Here is a 13,845-nt window from a genome sequence, read left to right as displayed (position 1 = left end):
AGTTTCCGCAAACCGAAATAGGAGCGGTATCAGATGGATTATTTTGCCGGTGTTGATATCGGCTCCACCATGACCAAGGTGGTGATCGTGGGTGACGGGATCGAGGCGTCGCTTATAGGGCCCACGGGCCCCGAACACCGAAAGCTGGCAAACAGAGTGATGGAGGAGGCGCTCGATCAAGCGCGCCTCTCCTTCGAAGACCTGACATACATAGTTGCGACTGGATACGGCAGGATCAACGTTCCCTTTGCAGACCGACAGATCACTGAGATCACCTGCCACGCAAAAGGCTTGCACAGCCTCCTCCCCTCTGTAAGAACGGTTGTCGACATCGGCGGCCAGGACAGTAAAGGCATCAAGATCCAAAACGGCAAGGTGATGAACTTTGTCATGAACGACAAATGCGCCGCCGGTACGGGGCGTTTTCTCGAGATCATCGCCGATTCCCTCGGCGTACCCCTGGAAAAGATAGGTGAACTTTCCCTGACGGCGGAGAAGATCGCATCCGTCAGCAGCACGTGCACCGTATTCGCGGAACAGGAGATAATCTCCCGGCTGGCTAGCGGAGAACCCATCGCGAACCTGATGGCCGGCATTCACGATGCGGTGGCCACGAGGGTCTATTCACTCGTTAAGAAGCTCAACGTTGAGCCGGAGATTGCGGTAACCGGCGGAGGGGCCAAGAACATCGGTCTCGTGAAGGCGCTGGAAACAAAGTTCGGGAGACCGCTTCTGGTGCCTCCGGAGCCCCTCATAACGGGTGCATTGGGCGCTGCCTTGATGGGCAGGGATATCTTCGTAAAATACGCCGCCGAGGGGCTAAGGCCGACCCGTTGTGGTCACAAGCTTGATGAGGCGACATTCTTTAAATGAGGAATTGACGTGGCGCACGTACTCGGTATAGATGTGGGTTCCGGTTATTCAAAGGCGGTTATCCTTGAAGGGAACGAGATTCGCTCTTATGCCGTCATGCCGTCGGGGGGCGATTACCGTGAGGCAGGAAGGGCCGTCGCCCGGGTTGCCCTTGAGAAGGCAAACCTCAGCCAAGGCGATATAGCCCGGACGGTTGCCGCCGGGTACGGCGGCAACGTGGTCGACTTTGCCGACGAGACTTCCACGGACATCTCCTGTCATGCCATCGGTATTCATTATCTTTTCCCTTCAGTAAGGACGGTCATGGATGTGGGGGCGCAGTACTCCCGCGCCATCCGTCTCCACGATGAGGGAAAACTTGCCAACTTCATAATGAATGAGAAGTGTGCCGGCGGGAGTGGAAAATTCCTTCAGGTGGCGGCGCGTATCCTCGGCATGAACGTGAGCGACATCGGGGAGCTTTCCCTGAAGGCCCGGAAGGCCGTCGAATTCACCACGGGTTGCGCTGTTTTTGCCGAGTCCGAGGCGGTCTCACGCATATCGGAAGGTGCGACGCCAGCGGATATCCTGGCGGGGATCCACAAGGCCATGGCATCGAAGATAGTCACTCTCGTCATACGCGTGGGCCTTACTCCCGATTGTGCCGTAACGGGCGGGGGCGCCATGGATATCGGACTCGTGAAGGCCATAGCGGCGGAGCTGGGAACAGATGCCCTTGTTCCTGAAGTGCCCCAGATAACCGCCGCCCTCGGCGCCGCGCTCCTGGCCAGAGAACAACTCTAAAGACGGTCTCAGGTCTCAAGCCTCAGGCATCACGCCAAAAAACCCGGGTCATCATTTCCGCCGGGCCTGACAAAACTCATTGCTGACAGGGTGGGTGAAGGTCTCCGGAGAGTGTTTATTCTGACCGCATTTTATAGTAGTATTGTTTTCTAAGGTTCAGGCGCAGGCTGTTCAGGCGGCTGGAGCTGTTTTTATTAAGGAGGCGTTATGAAGAAATGCGTGATTCTATCGGGCGTGGTCCTTGCGGTGGTGGTCATCATGACAGTGATATTCGGTTCCGCTCCGGTATGTGCCGCGGGTTCTCCTGATGCCTGTGCGCTTTTTACCAGGGCTGATGCTGAGGCGCTTTTCAATCAGCCCGCCTCATCGCAGAGGGCGGGCAAGGTATCCGCCCCGGCGGGTAATAACTGCACCTATTTCTTTAAGAAAAAAGGCGGTTCCTTCAACGCGAAACTGAGGGTTTCCTCTTCCGACGAGATCAGGGGCGAGGGGATATTCAAGTCCGCCAGGGATGTCTTCGACAGACAGAAAAGGGCCCGTATGGGGAATCCCGGTACGGCGCAGAAAATGAAGAGTATCGGCGGATTGGGAGACGAGGCCTTCTGGAACGGCCATGACCTCTGGGTCATTAAGGGCAGCCATCTTCTCACCATACTTGTCCATGACCATCTGGCCGGCAGTTTCAAAAGCAAGGAGGCCATGGAGAAAGCCCGCACCGAGCAGGACCTCAGCCTCTCCACGAAGGCGGCGATGAAGATACTCGCAAGAATACAGTAGCGCTGAGGGAAGAGCAGCTATGGCAAAGAGGTTGCTTTTTGTATGGGTGTTCATCGTTCTCCTCATTTCGATCGTCCGTGCAGACGGGCGGCCACAGGGCCTCAGGATCATCTCCGTTGAGCCCGTCAAAAGCGGTATATACGCGGTCGTGTCCGTCGAATTCCCGAAGACCTGGATGGATCCCAAATTCACAGTGGAGATAAACGGGAAACCCGTCAGGACGAAACAAAGGTCCGGCGGTTTCTCGGGGGACCGCAGCATGGCGGACTTCATTTTCATGCCGGGAAGAACACAGAGACAATCTGTCACAGTGAAATGCATCGCCGGTGGAAAACAACTGGAGGCCAGGGGCAGCCTCGATTGGACGCCGATGCCTTTTATCACCATTCTGGGGTACACGGGAAGCCGGGAAATAATCACACGGAGGGAGAAGCTGAGCATTGTGTTGGTCAACGTCACCGGGGTGAAGATATTCTTCAATGGCAAGGAGATCCATGCGAGACCGTCGACCGGCGACATACAGACCGTTTCTTTCGATCCTGCCTGGAAGAAAGGCAAGAACGTGCTCACCGTCAACGGGGACAAATGGGATGGCGGTATGCTTGCAAGGAATTTTACGTTTTTTGACCTTGGCGACGGCGGGACGCTGCCTCCAGGGCAGAGCGCCCTTCTGCACTACGGGCAGGAGGGCAGCAAAAGCGGCCCCTTCTATGATGTAAAGGTTGAGGGGGATTCGATCGCGGTCCTTCAGGATGCCAGGGTTCGGCGCGATTTCATTGACAAAGACGGATGGGTTGTTTCGGAGACGTGGCTTGCACGGGAGTTGAAGGCCCGGAAGGAAGGGACTTCCATGGTGCGCATATACGTCAAGCATCATTTCCTGCAGAACATGGAGCTGGAAAAGGAGTTCGCGATCACAGTCGCACAACCTTAAGCCCCTTTTGACAGGATTTCCCCTAAACTCACAAATCTGTTTGCCCGGACATTGATAAGCCCGTCCCTCTTTTCAACGACCCCCTCCACGAGCAGGAAAGGTTCAAGGCGTATGATGGTCCGGTGGGCTTTGTAGGCCTCCGGCCTTATCACGACGTTGATCAGGCCTTCTTCGTCCTCGAGGGTCATGAAGGAAAACCGTCCCCTCGCGGTGGGAGGCATCTGGAGACACACCATGTAGCCGGCGGTGAGCACGGCGGCACCGGGCCGGCAATCGATGAGGCCGCTGCTTGTGAGCACTCCCAGCCTGTCGAGGGCTTTTCGGTAGAGTTCCATTATGTGGCGTGAAGCGGAAAACCCCTGGAAGGCATAATCGGTTATCGTTTCTTCCGCCGCATTCATTTCGGGTATGGGGAGGCTCTCCTGTCCCTCGCTTCCAGCGAATCCCGCAAGTCCCGTCGTGCGCAGCGTTCCGGCCTCCCAGAGGAGCTGTCTTCGCGATGTCTTTAGAGCGCTGAACGCCCCCACGGCGACAAGAGTTTGCGTTGGTTGATTGTCGATCCCGGCCCTGTCGGCAAAGTCCTGCAGTGATGTGAAGGGACCCCCCTGCCGAGCCTTGAGGATACGGTTGCCCTTTTCTTCTCCTATGCCCTTCACGTACCTGAAGCCGGTCCTTAAAGACCCTTCTTCGATGGAGCAGTTCCACATGCTCCTGTTGATGTCCACGGGAAGGACGGGAACATTGTGCCGTTTTGCGTCCCCCGTTATCACCTCGGGGGTGTAAAATCCCATGGGCTGATTGTTGAGAAGGGCACAGTAAAATTCCGCCGGATAGTACCGTTTCAGGTATGCCGAACGATAGCAGAGGATGGCAAAGCTGGCAGCATGACTCTTGCAGAAGCCGAAATCGGCAAAACCGCTTATGTGGTCGAAGATCTTCGTCGCAAGTACGCTTGCTATCCCTTGTTTCCTTGCCCCTTCAACGAAACGTTCATGCCATTTCATGAGTTCCTCGCGGGCGTTCTTGCGCCCCATTGCCTTCCGCAATTTGTTGGCCTCGCCCGCGGTAAACCCGGCTATGGCCATCGCCACCTGGAGTATCTGTTCCTGGAAGAGGATCACTCCAAGCGTTTCATCAAGGATGGGGGCCAGTTTGGGGTGAAGATGGGTGACGGGTTCCTTGCCCTGCCTGCGACGGATGAAGGGGTGAACCATATTGCCCTGCAGGGGGCCGGGTCTCACGATGGCCACCTCCATGGTGAGGTCTTCTAAAGACCGGGGTCTTACCTTGGGAAGGGTTTGCATCTGAGCCCGGCTTTCCACCTGGAAGACGCCGACGGTATCGGCTTCGCTGATGAGCTTATAAACCTCGGGGTCGTCGGGAGGGAGGCTGTCGAAGTCGAGGGCAATCCCCCTGTGTTCACGAACAAGCTCCCTTGCGTCATCGATAAGGGAAAGCATCCTCAGGCCGAGAAGGTCGAACTTGATGAGACCCGCGTCATTGACGGAATCCTTGTCCCATTGACAGACGATCCTTCCTTCCGCGCGGGCGTGTTCCTGTGGTACGATCTCGGATATGGGCCGCGGAGTGAGGATCATGCCTCCCACGTGTATGGAAAGGTGTCTCGGGAAATCGGCTATCTTCGTACAGATGTCGCCGAAGTGCTCCCAGGCCCCGGAATCGAGATAGGGCGAGAACTCGGAAACCTCCTTCAGGGAGTCGATGGCGCCTCGGCCCCCATAGGCTGAAACCGTTTTTGCCATCCTGTCGAGCACGTGCGCGGGAAGTCCCAGGACCTTTCCTACCTCGCGTATCGCGTTGCGTCCCTGGAAGGTCACGTAGGTGCAGACCATGGCGGCATGATCACGCCCGTATGTATCATAAACGTACTGGATAACCTCCTCCCTTCTGTTCGTCGCGATATCGACGTCGATATCGGGGATGCTGAGCTCGTTAAGAAAGCGCCCCACAAAGAGTTTATGCCTCATGGGGTCGACGGGAGTGATCCCGAGGACATAAGCGACAACGGAACTTGCCGCCGAACCCCTTCCCTGCGCCGATATGCCCATCGTCTTTGCATGTTCGACGATATCCCAGACAACGAGGAAATATCCCGAAAGCCCCTTTTCCTCGATAAGCACGATCTCGTCGTCGATCCTCGCGAGGGTCTCTTCCGTGAGGGCGCCGTACCGCGCACGGGCCTTTTCCAGGGCAAGACCCCTTAAGAACCCCGTGGCCGTTTCTCCCTCCGGCAGGGGGAACCGGGGATAGGAAAAGGAAGAGAAGTCGAGATCGAAGACACAGCGATCTGCCACGTCCCTTGTCCTCATTATTGCCTCCCGGGGGAGCCAGGGGAGCCGCATCATCTCCCTGTGGTCCTTGAGATAGAATTCTGAATTCAATCTCCGGAAGGGGGCCGATCTGTCGAGGGGTACGCGGTGTCTTATGCAGGTGAGGACGTCGTGAAGGATATGCTCGGCCCTTGTTGCATAGTGGACGTTGTTCGATACAATGGCCTTAAGGCCGAGGGCGTGTGCCAGATCGGCAAGCTGCAGGCACAGGCGCTTGTCTTCCGGCAGCAGATGACCCTCGATCTCGATGTAAAAATTCTTCTGTCCGAAAAGGGCTGCATATCCCTGCGCTGCTTCATAGGCCGCACGTTTTTCGCCCTCCATGAGAAGGCGGGAAACTTTTCCCTTTGTGCATCCCGACAGGCATATAAGGCCTTCCGTGCAGCCGGGCAGTTCCCCTTCGGAAAGAACGGGGTTTCCCTTGGATCCGGCGAGATGTGCCCGGGTGATAAGCTGTGAGAGATTTGCGTAGCCTTTGGCATTTTCTATGAGAACCGTCAGGTGGTGCTCTCCTTCCAGGGTTAGTTCCGCTCCGATGATGGGTTTTATCCCCGCTTCCTTTGCCGCCTTCGAGAAGATGCAGGCGTTATAGAGCCCGTCGTGGTCCGTTATGGCAAGGGCCTCCATACCAAGGAACGCTGCCCGTTTGACAAGACTGTGGGTTGGAGAGGCTCCGTCGAGAAAGGAAAAGTTCGAGTGGGTATGCAGTTCGGTATACATGGCGGTTTCTTCAGGCGGTCCAGTTCTGCCGGTACCATGTACCGTCCGGCAGTTCCTGAAAGACGGTGATCCGGCTGCCGCTCTCAAGCTCCAGGGTATAATACATACGAACAACCTGTTTTCGCCACCAGGTGTCATCAACACGCCAGATGTTGACGACATCCCTGACCTTCTGCCGCTTCTTCTTGAAAGTGACACGCACTGGCAGATCGTTGACGGCAACCACTTCTACGGGCTGGGGATCAAAAGGAGAAGCTTTCATGGCTCGACGAAGATGAACCTGTCATCGGGCAGAAGGGTGCCGCTGTCGTTCCTGACGACCCGTGCAATAGGCATGGAACCGTATTTTGTCTTCAAGAACCCCCTGATGTCCTTCATGCTTTTTTCAAAGCCCGAACGAGACCGGAAGAGTTTTTCCTGTCTGCCCGTGTGGTTCACAAGGGCGCCCGCGCGAACGCTCATTATCCGGACGGGGCTTGCAAGTTCCACCCCTTCCACCCCGGCCATGATCCTTCGCAGCATGTCCTCCTTGTGGACCGTGGGTGCGTGCAGAAAAAATTGCTTCTCAAAAAAGGTCCTGTTCTGGAGATCGAATACGAGCTTTATAGTGCGGCATGCCTTGCCGAGTTCTTCAAGCTCGAGGCAAAGCCCGTCAAGAAGGTCGAGAAGGGCTGCCTTGATCTGTTGTTTTGAGCAGACCGGTTCGTCGCATACCAGTTCCCGGTCGACATCGGTAATGGCGAAGGCACAGGGTATCCTGCCGCGCTCCCCGACGCCGTTGGAGAGTTCCCACAACTCTTTTCCCGCGGCGCCGAATTGGGATGTCAGGGCAGGAAGCGTGAAGGCGCTCAGTTGCCGCAGAGAATGGAGGCCGAGGAGGTGAAGCCTGTCACGCACATCAGCCGTTATGGGCAGACGGGCAACACCCAGGGGGGAGAGAAATTCCCTTTCCGTGCCTGAAGGGATGACAAGAACGCCCGTCGAGGCGCAAAGCGCGGCCTCGAAGGCAATGAAGCGGGAATTCCCGGCGCCGATCTTCACGTCGAGGTGAAATTGATCCCCTATCATGCGCCCGAGAGCCGATGCAACCTGCTCCTCGCTTTTATACATGCCGGGGAGCCGTGTAATGTCGAGAAAGACCGTTCCTTCCTCTCTTGGCTCCATGCGCAGTGTTATACCGGCGATGGAAGAGAGGGCCTTCTCCCAGAGAAGCCCGTATTCCCTTCTTCGCGCAAGGACAGGCGTGGCATCGCAGCAGAGATGGTATGCCTCCTTGAAGGGCATCGTGGGCACAACCCCTCTTTGTGCAAGCTCCTCGGAGCAATCGATGACAAACCCCCTCTCCTCTGGCATGCCCACGATAACAACGGGCCTTTTCCTGAGATCGGGATCCTTCAGATATTCCGCCTGCAAATGAAAATGAGGAATATGAACACAAACCACTCGCATAACAAACAGTCTAGAACAAATGTTCTACTAAGGCAAGCGGTTTTTTAAAGATTGTTTCAGGTTTCAGTTGTTTGTTTTTCAACCTGAAACCTGAAACTTTTTTCTTTCTTCCCCTTTTGTGATGTAGTACACTTGTTCTAACAGGAGGGTGCCATGTCTCGGAGGACGGATACAAGGGAGAAGATACTCGGCTTTATCAGGACCTTCCGGCGGGAAAACGGCTATTCCCCGTCGGTGCGGGAGGTTGCCCGTCATTGCGGGATAAAGAGTCCCTCCGTGGTGCAGTATCACCTCGATCAGCTGCAGCAGGCGGGCCTGATAACAAGAGACAAGGACAGGTCCAGAAGCGTCGGTGTTGTCGGTGAAGAGGGGGAGGTTCCACAGGTACCCCTTCTCGGTGTCATAGCCGCCGGTCAGCCCATAGGGGTACCGTCGGTGGACAAATGGAGCTCCGAGGCGCAAAGGATGATAGACGTGCCCCGGGAGGTCTTCAAGGGCGGGAAGGACCTTTTCGCCCTTCAGGTCAGGGGAAACTCCATGGTGGATGCCATGATCGCCGATTCGGACATTGTGGTGATGGAACAGGCGGCCGACATAAAGAACGGCGATGTGGCGGCATGCTGGCTTGAGAACGAGCAGGAGGTTACCCTCAAGAAGGTCTATTTCGAAAAAGACAAGATAAGGCTCCAACCCTGCAATCCCTACATGCTCCCCATGTACCACGACGGGGCCAACGTCCGCATCCAGGGAAGGGTGGTCGCCGTACTGCGCCTGAAACTTGAAACGGTCTTCTAGAATTGTCCGAAAAGGGTGGGAAAGTGTATGCCGCCTATCATGACATTCCTGTATTTCTCACTGATTGACAGACGGGCCTCCGAGAGTTCCGGGGACTTGACGCCGTTTTCCATGGAGCAGAAGGTTTCGACATAAGCGGTGAGGTCGTCGACGGCCTTTACCATGGCCCCGTCCCGGGGATTGAAATGATCTTCGTTGTACTGGCGGGATATGGTTTCCGTATCGGTCTTGACGATGGTGCCGTTGACGAGGGCAATACTGCTGAACTCGTCTTCGGTGAAGGTTTTCATCTCCCCGTGCCATCCGGAAGGAATGAGGTTGAAGACTTCCTTATCCATTTGTTCTTTCTCGTAGGCCTTGATGAGGGAGTCGAGGCCCTCGATGGAGCGTTTGACGGGGGATATTATGTCCCGGGTAAGCACCTCCGGCAGGTCGTGAAAAAGGCCTGTAAAATAATTGTTGAAGCAGCGCTTCGGGCAGGCGCCGATCTCAAGGGAGAAGAGATAGGAAAGAATGGCGACGATGAGCATGTGGCCGAGCACCGAGGTGCGGGGTATCATGTTGAGATGGCTCCAGCGGTACTGGAAACGCAGCTGGCCGCAGAGGTCGAGGAAGTTCCGATATTTCTCGTACAGGGCAAGCTGCTGGATGCCCGTCAGGTCGTAATAACGCTCCTGCCTTTGCTGCAGGAAACCCCTGATCTCCGGTATCTCGTAGCCGGTTGGGTTGGCACGTTCGATAATGCCGAACTCCCAACGGGTGGCGTAAAAATGAGCGGCATTGATGATCCGTTTGTTGATCGTATTGTCTGTGCTGGAGAAATAGTGCCTGAAACGCTCGAGAAAGCCGCTGCCCAGGGGGGAAATAACAGGTTCCAACTTCTTGTACACCCATTTCGTCAGTTCCTCGTACCGTTTCCTGTCTTCCTTAATCCTGTTGAATATCTGAGGTTTCAGGTCCGTTATGACAAGTCTTTCCAAAAATTCGAAGAGCCCACCCTCAATAACCTCGAGCCAGTTGAACCCCGCCTTTGACTCTTCGAACTTGCCAAGAAAATAGGCAATTGTCATCTTGTGAGCCTGTTTGTCAAGCTCCTTGAGCTCCACGGGCCGTATCTTGTCATTCCAGCGCTGCATGGCCGCCGCGCTGAACAGCTCCAATATGAACGACTTGGTCAAGATTGTTTCCCCCTCGTGATTATTCATTGTAAAAGAAATGGCGGGATAAGGGAAGAGAGAGTTTCATGTTCCATGTTTCAAGTAAAAACAAGATACACTGATTCTTGTCCTGAGCCTGAAACGTGAAACATGGAACAACAAAAAAGGCTGCCCGGAGGCAGCCTTTTTTGTTGGCACTCTTTTCTTATGCTTTTGCTATCTCGAAGCTTATCTGGCCGTCATCATACTTGAGGGGCCTGACCGCAACGTCCATGCCTATTTTCGGGTCGGCGAAGTCCTTTGAGAGACGGGCGAAGGCCTTGAGGCCGCCGCCGAAATCGACGACTGCCATCGTGTAAGGCGCATCGGCTTCAAAGCCGAAGGGAGCATACATTGCCGTGGTGAAGGTCTCGAGGGTGCCCTTCGGGGGCAGTCCAAACCAATCCATCTCTTTCGAGAGGCATTTTGCGCAGTCGGCCCTGGGAGGGAAATATTTCGCTCCGCACTGCTTGCAGACTGTGCCTTCTACCTTGCCTTCTGCAAGGAGGTCGACGAATTTTCCTGTTTTGGTGAAACTGGTGAAGCTTTTTCTTCCAAATTTATCGAATCCCATCTTAGTCCCTCCCAAAAATTGTGACGTTTCCGTAGAGGCCTACCCCGCCGATATTGTGGTTGAGGCCGATCTGAGGATCTTTGACCTGCATCGGGCCGGCTTCGTCCCGGAGCTGAAGGACGATCGTTCTTATCTGCGACCCGCCTGTGGCTCCGATCGGGTGGCCTTTTGAGAGGAGACCACCGTCTACGTTCACGGGGATCCTGCCTTCTTTGTACGTTGCCTTTTCCCGGATGAGCTGTTTGCCGTCGCCTTCGGGTGCGAATCCGAGGCCTTCGTATGCCATGATCTCTGCGATGGTGAAGCAGTCATGGACTTCTGCGACGTTTATGTCTTTCGGGCCTACGCCTGCCATCTTGTAGGCAACGTTGGCTGCTGCCTTTGCAACCTGGATGCCCTTGGAGAAATCGGGCCTGGCCGCCATGTTGACCACCTCTGACGCCGCGCCTATGCCAAGGATCCAGACGGGTTTCTTTGAGAATATCTTTGCCTTTTCTGCGCTGGCAAGGATGATGCATGAGCTGCCGTCCGCGTTGGCACAGCAGTCGCCGACGCGAAGCGGTGAGGCAACGGGGCCTGCCATCTTTGCATCGGGGTTTTTAGGATCGAAATCCTCAGGCTTTACGCCTTTGCGGTATACGGCCCTTTCATTGATCTGGCCGTAGGTGGCTGCCTTTACCCTTACATCCCTGAGGTCGTCAAGGGTAAGGCCGTTCTTCGCCAGGTAGGCCTGGGCATAGAGCGCGTAATAGGCGGGCATCATGGTGCCGAAGGGGGCTTCCCACTGGATGTCGCCGCCGCGACCCATTCTTTCCTGGGACTCGGCAGAGGTGATCTCGGACATCTTCTGGAAACCGCAGACGACGACGATGTCGTGGAGACCGGCTTTGATCATACTGTAACCGATCTTGACGCCAACTGTGCTTGACGAGCATACTGTCTCTACGTAGAATGTCGGCTGAGGGACAAGTCCGAGATACTCTGCGAGCACGCCCGCGGGAGATCTCTGCTTGTCATATTCGGGGGCAGAGCAGAATACTGATGCATCCACGTCCTTGGTAGTGAGGTTTGCGTCCTGCATTGCTTCTCTGAAGGCTTCGAAGGCCAGTTCCCTTATGGAGCCTTCATAGCCCCTGACGAATGAACTCTGGCCAACGCCAATAACTGCAACATCTTTTGCCATACATTCCTCCTTTATTATTGTGTTGTCCTGTTTCTCTGATACATTTCAACGAACCTATTATGTTCAGCCATGTCTCGCGAGAAGACATGGGTGCCATCGTTCTTGGAGACGAAATAAAGATAATCGACAGGCGCCGGGTTGAGCGCCGCCATTATGGAGACCCTTGAGGGGTTGCAGATCGGTCCCTTGGGGTACCCCTTGAACACATAGGTATTGTAAGGGGTGCGGGTCGCAAGGTCGACCTTCCTGATGGGGGCCCCGAAACCTTTCGTTCCATAAATGACCGTGGGATCGCAGTCAAAGGACATGCCGCGCAGAAGTCTGTTGTGGAACACAGCGGACACCAGTGGTTTCTCTTCAGGTCCCCTAGATTCTTTCTCGATCATTGAGGCGAGGGTGAGCGTCTTGTGTATGTCCATGTTGAGAGAGGCCATCTTCTGCTGGATGCCTTCGTCATTAAATATCCTCATCGTTCTGCGTACGATCCCTTCAATGAACTTTTCCCTGTCGATCTCTTTGCTGTAGAAGTAGGTGTCCGAGAACAGATATCCTTCGAGAGAATCGGCACGGATGCCCATGCTGTCGAGATATGTCCTGTTCATGGCAAGCTCGAGGAATTCCTGCTTTGTCATGATGCCGCTTCGGTCGATGGTCTCAGCTATGGTGTATATATTGTGGCCCTCGATGATCTTCAGGGCATAGATCTTCCGTTTGCCCTGTCCCATCTTCATGACTATCTCAATGGCGGACATGTCCCGCCTGAGTTCGTATTCACCGGCTATGAGCCGGCCTCTGTAAATGAGAGAGCCGATGGTGAAGAGCGTCGATGAATAGATAAAGCCCTCCTTCTTAAGGATATCGGCTATCTCCCTGACCCCCGTGCCCTGTTTAACAACGATGGAGTGTGTCGACCGGTCGCTATCCCGGGGGGTACAGGCAAATATCAGGGTCTGCGAGAAAATGAATATGATGATGGCGATGACGATGGTCTTCTTATCGCGCGCTGCGAGCATCAAGGTATCCCTGCAGAATTATCTGTGCCGCCATGATATCCAGATAAGGTCTTCTCTTCTTGTGGCGCACCTCAGCCATGTCGAAGACCCTGTGTGCCTCATTCGTGCTGAAGCGCTCGTCCCAGAGGGTAACGGGTATGGCCACCGATTCACGGATCGTGTCGGCAAGCCCCATGACTTTCTGCGCCCTTGTTCCGATTGTGCCGTTCAGGTTCTTGGGAAGGCCGATAACGATCTCCCCGACCTCATGTTCCTTCACGATGCGCTTGAACTCCTCGACATCCTCCTCGAGGGAAGCGCGGCGGTACAACTTTAAGCCCTGGGCGATCGAAAGTGTGGGGTCGGATAAAGATACCCCGATCTTCTTGTCCCCCACATCCAATCCCAGTATACGCATCAATTATTATAGCAGTTTTTGCTTTTGTTTCAAGAACAAAACAACCCGTGAAGCGTAAGGTGCAAGGCAAGGTGTGACCGTTTTTGTCTTGCTCCTTGCGCTTCACGCTCATTGACATCCGTCTTTTGTCTGCTATACTCGACAGTAAGAAAAGAAGTAATGCGCGGGAGGCATAGAGCCGTGGATCTCATTGGGCCCGTCAAGTTGAAAGTGCTTACTTTAAGAGATCTGGATGCCGTCACCGATATCGACGAATCACTCCTCGGGACAAAAAGAAGGGACTATTGGGAGGTCAGATTGGAGAGGGCCGAGGTGTCCGGGATCCCCTCGCTTGCCGCTGAGTTAGACGACCGGGTCATCGGGTTCATTCTCGGCAGCGCCAGCGGTTGGGAATACGGCATACCCGAAAACATTGCATGGATAGACACCCTGGGCATCAGGAAAGAGTATCAAAAAAAAGGCGTCGCCAGACTTCTTTTCCGGGAGATGTTTTCCATGTTCAAAAAGGTTGGCGTCGATACGATCTACGTCTTCGTGAACTGGAGAGATTGGGATCTCCTCCGATTCTTTGACAGGATGGGTTTCAAAAGGGGAGACATGATCAATCTCGAGATGAAGATCTGAAACAGTCTGCAAAGGGCCGACTCTTGCCGGCCCCGTGGTATATACCACATGAAGACCGGGGCTATAAAGGCACCAGCAGCCCCGGCCTTCTTACGTAGAGGCGGTTTCAGGCTTCAGGCAGAAAAAGAAACAGGCTCCGCAGGATTTGTATGGCCTGTTGGGCCTGTTTCTTCAGC

General features: G+C 54.8%; 14 protein-coding genes. 6 read left to right on the top strand and 8 right to left on the bottom strand.

Annotated features, from left to right (window positions below; all coding sequences use genetic code 11):
• The first annotated feature begins 33 nt into the window (after positions 1 to 33).
• The 4 genes from PHC90_02400 (at position 34) to PHC90_02385 (ending at position 3,367) form a co-directional block, all read left to right on the top strand.
• Positions 34 to 873, top strand: a complete 840-nt coding sequence (locus PHC90_02400; protein MDD3845194.1) for an acyl-CoA dehydratase activase — start codon at positions 34 to 36, stop codon at positions 871 to 873.
• A gap of 9 nt (positions 874 to 882) precedes the next feature.
• Positions 883 to 1,656, top strand: coding sequence for an acyl-CoA dehydratase activase (locus PHC90_02395; GenBank protein ID MDD3845193.1), 774 nt, complete (start codon positions 883 to 885; stop codon positions 1,654 to 1,656).
• A 207-nt stretch (positions 1,657 to 1,863) separates the two neighbouring features.
• The gene (locus PHC90_02390; GenBank protein MDD3845192.1) at positions 1,864 to 2,433 is read left to right on the top strand and encodes a hypothetical protein; all 570 of its coding nucleotides are present in this window, start codon (positions 1,864 to 1,866) and stop codon (positions 2,431 to 2,433) included.
• Positions 2,434 to 2,452: 19 nt separating this feature from the next.
• A complete protein-coding gene (locus PHC90_02385; GenBank protein ID MDD3845191.1) occupies positions 2,453 to 3,367 on the top strand; it encodes a hypothetical protein in 915 nt (304 codons plus the stop codon).
• Here the strand turns inward: PHC90_02385 and PHC90_02380 are convergent.
• The 3 genes from PHC90_02380 to PHC90_02370 are packed head-to-tail and all read right to left on the bottom strand — an operon-like array spanning position 3,364 to position 7,887.
• Positions 3,364 to 6,438 carry an error-prone DNA polymerase gene (locus PHC90_02380; GenBank protein ID MDD3845190.1) on the bottom strand — a complete coding sequence of 1,025 codons (3,075 nt, stop codon included), beginning with the start codon at positions 6,436 to 6,438 and terminating at the stop codon, positions 3,364 to 3,366. The genes PHC90_02385 and PHC90_02380 overlap by 4 nt on opposite strands.
• 10 nt (positions 6,439 to 6,448) lie before the next feature.
• Positions 6,449 to 6,700 (bottom strand): hypothetical protein, encoded by a 252-nt coding sequence (locus PHC90_02375; GenBank protein ID MDD3845189.1) that lies wholly within the window; start codon positions 6,698 to 6,700, stop codon positions 6,449 to 6,451.
• Positions 6,697 to 7,887 carry a hypothetical protein gene (locus tag PHC90_02370; GenBank protein ID MDD3845188.1) on the bottom strand — a complete coding sequence of 397 codons (1,191 nt, stop codon included), beginning with the start codon at positions 7,885 to 7,887 and terminating at the stop codon, positions 6,697 to 6,699. Before PHC90_02370 ends, PHC90_02375 begins: the two co-directional genes overlap by 4 nt.
• A 153-nt stretch (positions 7,888 to 8,040) precedes the next feature.
• On the opposite strand from PHC90_02370, the gene lexA reads away from it, so the two are divergent.
• Positions 8,041 to 8,682 (top strand): transcriptional repressor LexA, encoded by a 642-nt coding sequence (lexA, locus tag PHC90_02365; GenBank protein MDD3845187.1) that lies wholly within the window; start codon positions 8,041 to 8,043, stop codon positions 8,680 to 8,682.
• Here the strand turns inward: lexA and PHC90_02360 are convergent.
• From PHC90_02360 to ruvX, 5 genes are all read right to left on the bottom strand, one after another.
• Entirely contained in the window at positions 8,679 to 9,860 is a 1,182-nt protein-coding gene (locus PHC90_02360; protein MDD3845186.1) for an HD domain-containing protein, read from the bottom strand. The genes lexA and PHC90_02360 overlap by 4 nt on opposite strands.
• 184 nt (positions 9,861 to 10,044) lie before the next feature.
• Positions 10,045 to 10,452 carry a Zn-ribbon domain-containing OB-fold protein gene (locus PHC90_02355; GenBank protein MDD3845185.1) on the bottom strand — a complete coding sequence of 136 codons (408 nt, stop codon included), beginning with the start codon at positions 10,450 to 10,452 and terminating at the stop codon, positions 10,045 to 10,047.
• Position 10,453: 1 nt separating this feature from the next.
• Positions 10,454 to 11,635 carry a beta-ketoacyl synthase N-terminal-like domain-containing protein gene (locus PHC90_02350; protein ID MDD3845184.1) on the bottom strand — a complete coding sequence of 394 codons (1,182 nt, stop codon included), beginning with the start codon at positions 11,633 to 11,635 and terminating at the stop codon, positions 10,454 to 10,456.
• A 14-nt stretch (positions 11,636 to 11,649) separates the two neighbouring features.
• On the bottom strand, positions 11,650 to 12,648 hold the full coding sequence (gene mltG, locus PHC90_02345) for an endolytic transglycosylase MltG (GenBank protein MDD3845183.1): 999 nt from the start codon (positions 12,646 to 12,648) through the stop codon (positions 11,650 to 11,652).
• Positions 12,629 to 13,045, bottom strand: a complete 417-nt coding sequence (ruvX, locus tag PHC90_02340) for a Holliday junction resolvase RuvX (GenBank protein ID MDD3845182.1) — start codon at positions 13,043 to 13,045, stop codon at positions 12,629 to 12,631. Before ruvX ends, mltG begins: the two co-directional genes overlap by 20 nt.
• A gap of 180 nt (positions 13,046 to 13,225) precedes the next feature.
• Here ruvX and PHC90_02335 point away from each other — a divergent pair, with 180 nt between their 5' ends.
• A complete protein-coding gene (locus PHC90_02335; GenBank protein MDD3845181.1) occupies positions 13,226 to 13,669 on the top strand; it encodes a GNAT family N-acetyltransferase in 444 nt (147 codons plus the stop codon).
• Positions 13,670 to 13,845 lie beyond the last annotated feature (176 nt).

It is taken from the genome of Syntrophorhabdaceae bacterium (genome assembly GCA_028698615.1).
Taxonomy (GTDB): Bacteria; Desulfobacterota; Syntrophorhabdia; order Syntrophorhabdales; family Syntrophorhabdaceae; genus Delta-02.
The sequence above is the reverse complement of the archived record's forward strand: the minus strand, read 5'-3'. Positions and strand labels throughout refer to the sequence as shown.

What these genes read in the sequence shown, in the direction of transcription:
- PHC90_02400 (MDD3845194.1), top strand. Translation starts at nt 34, where the DNA reads ATGGATTATTTTGCCGGTGTTGATATCGGCTCCACCATGACCAAGGTG.
- PHC90_02390 (MDD3845192.1), top strand. Translation starts at nt 1,864, where the DNA reads ATGAAGAAATGCGTGATTCTATCGGGCGTGGTCCTTGCGGTGGTGGTC.
- PHC90_02385 (MDD3845191.1), top strand. Translation starts at nt 2,453, where the DNA reads ATGGCAAAGAGGTTGCTTTTTGTATGGGTGTTCATCGTTCTCCTCATT.
- PHC90_02380 (MDD3845190.1), bottom strand. Translation starts at nt 6,438, where the DNA reads ATGTATACCGAACTGCATACCCACTCGAACTTTTCCTTTCTCGACGGA.
- PHC90_02375 (MDD3845189.1), bottom strand. Translation starts at nt 6,700, where the DNA reads ATGAAAGCTTCTCCTTTTGATCCCCAGCCCGTAGAAGTGGTTGCCGTC.
- PHC90_02370 (MDD3845188.1), bottom strand. Translation starts at nt 7,887, where the DNA reads ATGCGAGTGGTTTGTGTTCATATTCCTCATTTTCATTTGCAGGCGGAA.
- lexA (MDD3845187.1), top strand. Translation starts at nt 8,041, where the DNA reads ATGTCTCGGAGGACGGATACAAGGGAGAAGATACTCGGCTTTATCAGG.
- PHC90_02355 (MDD3845185.1), bottom strand. Translation starts at nt 10,452, where the DNA reads ATGGGATTCGATAAATTTGGAAGAAAAAGCTTCACCAGTTTCACCAAA.
- PHC90_02350 (MDD3845184.1), bottom strand. Translation starts at nt 11,635, where the DNA reads ATGGCAAAAGATGTTGCAGTTATTGGCGTTGGCCAGAGTTCATTCGTC.
- mltG (MDD3845183.1), bottom strand. Translation starts at nt 12,648, where the DNA reads ATGCTCGCAGCGCGCGATAAGAAGACCATCGTCATCGCCATCATCATA.
- ruvX (MDD3845182.1), bottom strand. Translation starts at nt 13,045, where the DNA reads ATGCGTATACTGGGATTGGATGTGGGGGACAAGAAGATCGGGGTATCT.